This is a genomic window from Streptococcus pseudopneumoniae, assembly GCF_001072665.1.
GTDB lineage: Bacteria > Bacillota > Bacilli > Lactobacillales > Streptococcaceae > Streptococcus > Streptococcus pseudopneumoniae_S.
This window is the reverse complement of the sequence record NZ_JVJI01000127.1, coordinates 23,415-31,589: the sequence shown is the minus strand read 5'-3', so window position 1 is coordinate 31,589 and position 8,175 is coordinate 23,415. Positions and strand designations below refer to the sequence as shown.

The window sequence follows — 8,175 nt, the reverse complement described above, 5'->3', positions numbered from 1 at the left end:
ACTCAAAATCCAGTGTCCGCAAGGACGTGCCGGTTCGACCCCGGCCGCCGGTATAGTATAGAGGGTAACTTCTAAAACTAACTTCCAGTTTCCCACAAGCCTAGCTTTTAGTATGAGAAAAATGCGTGAAATCAGTGGAAATCCGTCTTAGACTAACTTCTAGTTTTGGGAGAGAGATGGAAGTTACTTTGAGAAGTTACGACTTTAAAAATCCAGCCTTCTAGGAGAAAAGTATTCCTAGAAGGCTATTTTCATAGGGGAAAATATGGTATAATAAAAAGATAAGGTAAAGGTAAAAATATGGCTAAATTGATTCCGGGGAAAGTCCGTATCGAAGGCGTTGCCCTTTATGAAACTGGTAAAGTTGACATCATCAAGGAAAAGAATAATCGGCTCTACGCTCGCGTCGCAGAAGAAGAACTGCGCTATAGTTTAGAGGATGATTTGGTTTTTTGTGCCTGCGATTTTTTCCAAAAGAGGGGCTACTGTGTGCATTTGGCAGCTCTGGAGCATTTTTTGAAAAATGATGAGCGTGGCCAAGAAATCTTGCAGGGTCTTGAAGAAGGTCATGAAGAAAAAGAAGCCGTTGAAACCAAGGTGACCTTGGGTGGTAAATTTTTGGACCGAATCTTGTCTCCAAAAGCAGAACGTGCCTATGAATTATCGGCTGTGGGACAAGTGGAAGCAGGAACCAATCGTATCTTGTGGACTCTGAGAATCGGGCAAACCAATAGTCAAAAATACTATGTCATTCGGGATATTCCGCTCTTTTTAAAAGTCGTCGAGAAGAGAAAACCTTATATGATTGGAAAAACTTATGAGGAATCTCTGTCTTTGGAAGCCTTTGATGAGGCAAGTCAAGAGCTTCTGGCTTTTTTGCGGGGACTAACGGAGGAAGGACTTAGTCCAGATCTTTTTTTCCAAAACCAGGGTCGGCATCTCTTTTTTCCTCTGACCTTTTTTGAGCAGGGTGTGAATTTACTGATGACCTTGCCGCATTTTCAATTTGACCATCAAGTAGATAGCTACCAAACCCTGATTTTTCAGGATTTGCATGCGGGTGCTAATCTATTTGCCTTTATAGTAAAAGAATACTCGGATTATTTTGAAATGGAAATCAGTGAGAGTCCTAGAGTCAATGTCTTTTATCAGGGAGCCGTACTTTTCCATAAAGGACAGGTTTATTTTCTAACAGACCAGCAGATACGTCTTCTCAAGGAAATCAAAGCGTTGCCTTTGGATCAGCATGGAAAGAAATACTTGCAATTTGATAGCAGTGACCGCGATAAATTGGCTTCCTGTTTAACTCTTTTTAGCCAGATGGGGACCGTTTCAGCTCCAGAACGTCTACATATCAAAACTTTTGAACCCTCTTTTTACTTTGATAGGGAAGAAGACAATCGGATTCGTTTAGAAATTCAGTTTGATTATGGAGACAGGAAGGTATCTAGCCGACAAGAGCTAGAAGAATTACCTTTTTCGAGTGATGCTGACTTAGAAGAAAGAGTTTTCCAAGTCTGTTTGGCAGCTGGATTTGAAGCAGACTTTCAATCTTGGCGTCAGGCCTTAAAAGCCGAGTCTGTTTATCATTTCTTCCATGACATCATTCCAGTTTTTGAAAAACTCGGGAATGTTGATCTATCAGACAAGCTAGAAGAAATTTATAGCCTAGCAAGCCCTCAAGTGCAGATTGCTTCCAAGGGAGGTCTCTTGGAAATCCAGTTTGATTTTCAAGATATTGCCCAAGAGGAAATTGACCAAGCCATGCAGGCCTTGGTTGCCAATCAAGATTTTTACATTGGTGCGTCCAATCAAGTCTACTTTTTCGATGAAGAAACCAAGAAAATTCGCCAAAATCTACAGGAACTGGGGCAGTTTGAATTAAAAGATGGGGCCTTGCAGGCTCGAAAATCTTTGGCTTATAGTTTAGCCCATCTCTTTGAAGGACGAGATCGTGTTTCTTTTTCACAAGAATTCCAGAATCTGGCCCAGGATTTGACGCATCCAGAGGACTTTCCTTTGCAAGCAACTCAGGTTCAGGCTGATTTACGAGATTATCAGGAAAAGGGAATTCGTTGGTTGCAAATGCTCCATCATTATGGTTTTGGTGGGATTTTAGCTGATGATATGGGACTTGGTAAAACCCTGCAGACCATTGCATTTTTGACCAGCCAAGTGACAAAAGAAAGTCGAGTCTTGATTCTCGCTCCGTCGGGTTTGATTTACAACTGGGCAGATGAATTTCAGAAATTTGCTCCACAGTTGGATGTGGTTGTTGTTCATGGTTTGAAAGCTAGTCGTGAGGAGATTCTTGCCGAGAGCCATCAAATCTATGTGACGAGCTATGCTACCTTCCGTCAGGATAGTGATCTTTATCAGGGGATGGCCTTTGACTTCCTTTTCTTAGATGAAGCTCAGGTCATGAAAAATTCCCAAACTAAGATTGCCCAGACCTTGAGACAATTTGTGGTGCCGTCAGTCTTTGCCTTGTCAGGAACTCCTATTGAAAACCATCTGGGTGAGTTGTGGTCTATTTTCCAAATCGTCATGCCAGGACTCTTGCCAAGCAAGAAAGAATTTATGAAATTACCAGCTGAGCGCGTTGCTCAGTTTATCAAACCTTTCGTTATGAGGCGCAAGAAAGAAGAAGTGCTGACTGAATTACCAGACTTGATTGAAGTGGTTTACAAGAATGAACTGGAAGACCAGCAAAAGGCTATTTACCTAGCTCAGTTGCAACAGATGCGAGACCGTCTGGCTCAAGTGTCAGATCAGGAATTCCAGCGAAGTCGGGTGGAAATCTTGTCTGGTCTGATGCGCTTGCGCCAAATCTGTGACACCCCTGCCCTCTTTATGGAGGATTATCAGGGTGCCAGTGGTAAACTGGATAGTCTCCGAGACCTGCTGGTACAGGTGGCAGACGGCGGACACCGTGTCTTGATTTTCTCGCAGTTCAAGGGAATGTTGGAGAAAATTGAACAAGAACTGCCAGACTTGGGCTTGACATCCTTTAAAATTACGGGTTCAACCCCAGCCATAGAAAGACAAGACATGACTAAAGCCTTTAACCAAGGGGAAAGAGATGCCTTTCTGATTTCCCTCAAGGCTGGTGGTGTCGGTCTGAATCTGACAGGTGCTGATACGGTTATTTTGGTTGACCTTTGGTGGAATCCTGCGGTGGAAGCGCAAGCTATTGGCCGTGCCCATCGGATGGGTCAGGAAGAAACGGTTGAGGTCTATCGCTTGGTGACCAAGGGAACCATTGAAGAAAAAATCCAGGAACTCCAAGAACAAAAGAAACATCTGGTGTCACAAGTATTGGACGGCACAGAGTCACGTGGCAGTCTGACCCTAGCAGAAATTAGAGAAATTTTAGGAATTTCTGAAGCCAGCACTTGAAAAATCAAGACAATACGCTATAATGAAGTGTTGAAAGGAAATAGAAAATGAGAGAAGAACGATTTCCATTAGTGTCAGATGATGAGGTCATGCTGACTGAGATGCCGGTTATGGACCTCTATGATGAATCTGACTTTATCAGTAATATCAAGGGAGAATACCGTGATAAGAATTATCTGGAGTGGGCCCCTATTACTGAAGAAAAACCAGTCAAACCGATTGAAAAGCCAGTAGAGAAACCTAAGAAGGCTGGCTTAGGAGTAAAAAAAGAAGGAAAGAGCTATGCGGAGGTGGCGCGTGAAGAAGCGCGTGCGGACTTGAAAAAGAAACGCTCAGCAAGTTATCTGACTAAGGATATTACTCCTACAAGACGCCCTTCTCAGCAACGTTTGGATAGACAGGGCAATCAACCTACCGCGCCTTTCCAAAAGGAAAATCCTGGTGAATTTGTTAAATATAGTCAAAAATTGACTCAGTCTCATTACATTTTGGCGGAAGAAGTGAGCAATATTTCGACTCAATCTGAGCCAAAAGAAACTTCAGGTCCAAAGAAAAACAACTATGATTTTCTGAAGAAGAGCCAAATCTACAATAAAAAGAATCAACAAAAAGAACAAGAACGTCAGGTGGCCCAAGAGTTGAATCTGACAAGAATTACGGAATAGGGGAGAAAACATGTCAAAGACATATCATTTTATCGGAATTAAGGGATCAGGTATGAGTGCCTTAGCCTTGATGCTGCACCAAATGGGGCATAAGGTACAGGGATCAGATGTTGAAAAGTACTACTTTACTCAACGTGGTCTTGAGCAGGCAGGAATCATTATTCTTCCTTTTGATGAAAAGAATCTAGATGGAGATATGGAAATTATCGCTGGAAATGCCTTTCGTCCAGATAACAACGTCGAAATTGCCTATGCGGACCAAAATGGCATTAGCTACAAACGTTACCATGAGTTCCTAGGTAGCTTTATGCGCGACTTTGTTAGCATGGGAGTTGCTGGAGCACATGGAAAAACTTCAACTACAGGTATGTTGTCTCATGTCTTGTCTCATATCACAGATACTAGCTTCTTGATTGGAGATGGGACCGGTCGTGGTTCAGCCAATGCTAAATATTTTGTCTTCGAATCTGACGAATATGAGCGCCACTTCATGCCTTACCACCCAGAATATTCTATCATCACTAACATTGACTTTGACCATCCAGACTATTTCACAAGTCTAGAGGATGTTTTCAATGCCTTTAACGACTATGCTAAACAAATTACCAAAGGTTTGTTTATCTACGGTGAGGATGCTGAATTGCGTAAGATTACGTCTGATGCACCAATTTATTATTATGGTTTTGAAGCAGAAGGTAATGACTTTGTCGCTAGTGATCTTCTTCGTTCAACAACTGGTTCAACCTTCACAGTTCATTTCCGTGGACAAGACTTGGGGCAATTCCATATTCCAACCTTTGGTCGTCACAATATCATGAATGCGACAGCCGTTATTGGTCTTCTTTACACAGCAGGATTTGATTTGAACTTGGTGCGTGAACACTTGAAAACTTTTGCCGGTGTTAAGCGTCGTTTCACTGAGAAAATTGTCAATGACACGGTGATTATCGATGACTTTGCCCACCATCCAACAGAAATTATTGCAACCTTGGATGCGGCTCGTCAGAAATACCCAAGCAAGGAAATTGTTGCAGTCTTCCAACCGCATACTTTTACAAGAACCATTGCCTTGTTGGACGAATTTGCCCACGCTTTGAACCAAGCGGATGCAGTTTATCTAGCGCAAATTTATGGATCTGCTCGTGAAGTAGACCATGGTGATGTTAAGGTAGAAGATCTAGCCAATAAAATCAACAAGAAACACCAAGTGATCACTGTTGAAAATGTTTCTCCACTCCTAGACCATGATAATGCTGTCTATGTCTTTATGGGAGCAGGAGATATCCAAACCTATGAATACTCATTTGAGCGACTCTTGTCTAACTTGACAAGCAATGTTCAATAGGATTTTCCCATGGAAATTCCAATTAAGATCATTCAGGCAAGTAAGTCTGATTTGGCTGAGATAGAGGAACTTCAGGCTTCATCTTTTCCAGCTGAAAAGCAGCAACCTTCCCATATTTTAGAAGAAAGTATCCGTAAGTATGCGGATACCTTTCTTCTAGCTAGGGATGAAAATCAGCTTCTGGGCTATGTTCTAAGTGGTCCTCAGCCCCACAATCCGCAATGTCTAGAAATGCATTCTTTAGTCATTGAGGCTGACCATCAGAGACAGGGCTTGGGAACGCTTCTTCTTGCGGCTTTGAAAGATGTGGCAGTTAAGCAGGATTACAAAGCTATTCGTTTGAAGAGTCCTGATGAGTTGCTATCCTATTTTGAAATGAACGGTTTTATTGATGAAGAAACTTCGCTTTATGCAACTAGCCAGGGTTTTAGTATGATTTGGTTTAATCCCTTTTATCTGGAGGCACAATGAAAATCAGGAAAGCAAGATTAGAAGATTTAGATCGTATCGTTGAGATTGAACTAGAAAATTTCTCACTTGAAGAAGCCATTCCTCGCTCGGTTTTTGAAGCTCATTTGCGAAAAATTCAGACCTCTTTTCTGGTTGCAGAAAAAGAAGGCAGAATCATGGGGTATATAGAAGGGCCAGTTGGACCATACCGCCATCTGCAAGATCAGTCTTTTACAGAAGAGATAGAAGATTATAGTCATGAGCCGAGTGGTTATATCTCTGTGACCTGTCTTTCTATTGCCAAGGAAGCACAGGGCCTTGGACTTGGTCAAAAATTATTAACAGCCTTGAAAGAGTTGGCTCTTGAACACGAAAGAGAAGGTATTAACCTAACCTGTCATGACTATCTCATCGCCTACTACGAAAAACATGGATTTGTCAATGAAGGCCGGTCTCAGTCAACCTTTGCAGGGGAAACCTGGTATGATATGGTCTGGGAAGCTAAAAAATAAGCGAGAAAAGCATGCTAGGTTGCTTTTCTTTCGTTTTTAAGATATAATATTATGGATTGTCAACGAGGAGGATAAACTTTTGAGTGAAAAAACAAGAGAAGACGAAAAATTAAGCTTTAAAGAGCAAATTTTACGTGATTTAGAGAGAGTAAAAAAACAAGATAGAAGTGAGCAAGAAAACGAGATTACAAGTTTTGAAACTCCTTTATCTCAAGAAGATTCAGTAGATCCTTCAACTCAGGAACATGAACCTTCAGCAGAAGAGTTGATGGCTAATTCTCTTTCTGTTGTGGATCAAATATTAAAGAATGCTCCTGGTGTTCCATCACGTTCTAATAATATTTCGGATGAAATTGCAGGAAATGAAGAAGTTGCAGAACCTAAAATTGAAGCGGTAGTTGAACCAGTAGAACCTGTTTTCGAGCCAGTTCAACCAAAAGTAGAACCTGTAAAACTTAACGAAGACAAAGAATTTAACGAGATTCCAACAAAGGTTGCGGTGTCGTATAAAACAAGTAGACAACAGGAAGAAGTTAGTACTCCTGCAGTGGATAATGAGCTATCTGAGTTAGCTGAATCGGCAGATAGCCTAGGTTCAGTTCCTAGACGTAGTCGCCGTGAGACAGTTAAACCAGTTAAGAATAAAAAATCACATTTGAAGGCATTCTTCATTTCTCTACTGATTTTCCTAGCCTTGATTTCGGCAGGTGGTTACTTCGGTTATCAGTATGTTCAGTCATCCTTGCTACCTGTTGATGCAAATTCTAAGGAATATGTGACTGTTCAAATTCCAGAAGGAGCCAATGTCCAAGAAATCGGATCAACTCTTGAGCATTCTGGTGTGATTAAACACGGTGTGATTTTTGCTTTCTATGCAAAATATAAGAATTATTCAGATTTGAAGGCTGGATATTACAATTTGCAAAAGAGCATGAGTACAGAGGACATCATTAAGGAACTGCAAAAAGGTGGTACACCTGAACCTCAGGCTCCATCTCTTGCAAACTTGACAATTCCAGAAGGATATACGATTGATCAAATTGCCCAAGCTGTAGGCCAATTACAAGGTGAATTTAAAGAACCTTTGACAGCGGAAACGTTCTTGGCTAAAGTGCAAGATGACAACTTTATCAGTCAAGAAGTTGCTAAATATCCAAACCTACTCGAAAGCTTGCCAACGAAAGAAAGTGGAGCTCGTTACCGTTTGGAAGGTTATCTTTTCCCAGCGACCTACTCTATCAAGGAAAGCACGACTATTGAAAGTTTGATTGATGAGATGCTGGCAGCTATGGATAAGACCTTGACTCCGCACTATAGTGCAATCAAGTCTAAAAACTTGACAGTCAATGAATTGCTAACAATTGCTTCACTTGTTGAAAAAGAAGGTGCTAAGACTGAAGACCGTAAGTTGATTGCAGGTGTTTTCTACAATCGTTTGAACCTTGGAATGCCACTTCAAAGCAATATTGCAATCTTGTATGCCCAAGGGAAACTTGGTCAAAATATCAGCCTAGCAGATGACGCTGGAATTGATACATCAATTAATTCACCATACAATGTTTATACAAAACCTGGTTTGATGCCTGGTCCAGTGGATAGTCCAAGTCAGGACGCGATTGAGGCAAGTATCAACCAAACTAAGAGTGAGAACCTCTACTTTGTAGCCAATGTTACAGATGGTAAAGTCTATTACGCAGTGACACAGGAAGAACATGATCGAAATGTAGCTGAGCACGTCAATAGCAAACTTACTCAAAATAGTAGTTCAAACTAAGACTACAAAAATGAGAATCTCAGATAGAGA

Annotated in this window: 6 protein-coding genes; all 6 read left to right on the top strand. The window is 41.3% G+C overall.

Annotation, left to right across the window (positions count from 1 at the left end; genetic code table 11):
• The first annotated feature begins 300 nt into the window (after positions 1–300).
• The 6 genes from ADH52_RS09145 (at position 301) to mltG (ending at position 8,145) form a co-directional block, all read left to right on the top strand.
• Complete coding sequence (locus tag ADH52_RS09145; RefSeq protein WP_049511007.1) at positions 301–3,399, top strand: DEAD/DEAH box helicase; 3,099 nt, start codon at positions 301–303, stop codon at positions 3,397–3,399.
• Between the two features lie 47 nt (positions 3,400–3,446).
• Positions 3,447–4,064 carry a hypothetical protein gene (locus tag ADH52_RS09140; RefSeq protein WP_049511006.1) on the top strand — a complete coding sequence of 206 codons (618 nt, stop codon included), beginning with the start codon at positions 3,447–3,449 and terminating at the stop codon, positions 4,062–4,064.
• A gap of 10 nt (positions 4,065–4,074) precedes the next feature.
• The gene (gene murC, locus ADH52_RS09135; RefSeq protein WP_049511005.1) at positions 4,075–5,409 is read left to right on the top strand and encodes a UDP-N-acetylmuramate--L-alanine ligase; all 1,335 of its coding nucleotides are present in this window, start codon (positions 4,075–4,077) and stop codon (positions 5,407–5,409) included.
• A 9-nt stretch (positions 5,410–5,418) separates the two neighbouring features.
• Complete coding sequence (locus tag ADH52_RS09130) at positions 5,419–5,880, top strand: GNAT family N-acetyltransferase (protein WP_049511004.1); 462 nt, start codon at positions 5,419–5,421, stop codon at positions 5,878–5,880.
• Entirely contained in the window at positions 5,877–6,371 is a 495-nt protein-coding gene (locus tag ADH52_RS09125; protein ID WP_020902221.1) for a GNAT family N-acetyltransferase, read from the top strand. Before ADH52_RS09130 ends, ADH52_RS09125 begins: the two co-directional genes overlap by 4 nt.
• 79 nt (positions 6,372–6,450) lie before the next feature.
• Entirely contained in the window at positions 6,451–8,145 is a 1,695-nt protein-coding gene (gene mltG, locus ADH52_RS09120; RefSeq protein WP_049511003.1) for an endolytic transglycosylase MltG, read from the top strand.
• Positions 8,146–8,175: the final 30 nt, after the last annotated feature.

Bases quoted from the DNA above. Each gene is read 5' to 3' on its own strand.
- ADH52_RS09145 (WP_049511007.1), top strand. From the start codon at position 301: ATGGCTAAATTGATTCCGGGGAAAGTCCGTATCGAAGGCGTTGCCCTT.
- ADH52_RS09130 (WP_049511004.1), top strand. From the start codon at position 5,419: ATGGAAATTCCAATTAAGATCATTCAGGCAAGTAAGTCTGATTTGGCT.
- ADH52_RS09125 (WP_020902221.1), top strand. From the start codon at position 5,877: ATGAAAATCAGGAAAGCAAGATTAGAAGATTTAGATCGTATCGTTGAG.
- murC (WP_049511005.1), top strand. From the start codon at position 4,075: ATGTCAAAGACATATCATTTTATCGGAATTAAGGGATCAGGTATGAGT.
- ADH52_RS09140 (WP_049511006.1), top strand. From the start codon at position 3,447: ATGAGAGAAGAACGATTTCCATTAGTGTCAGATGATGAGGTCATGCTG.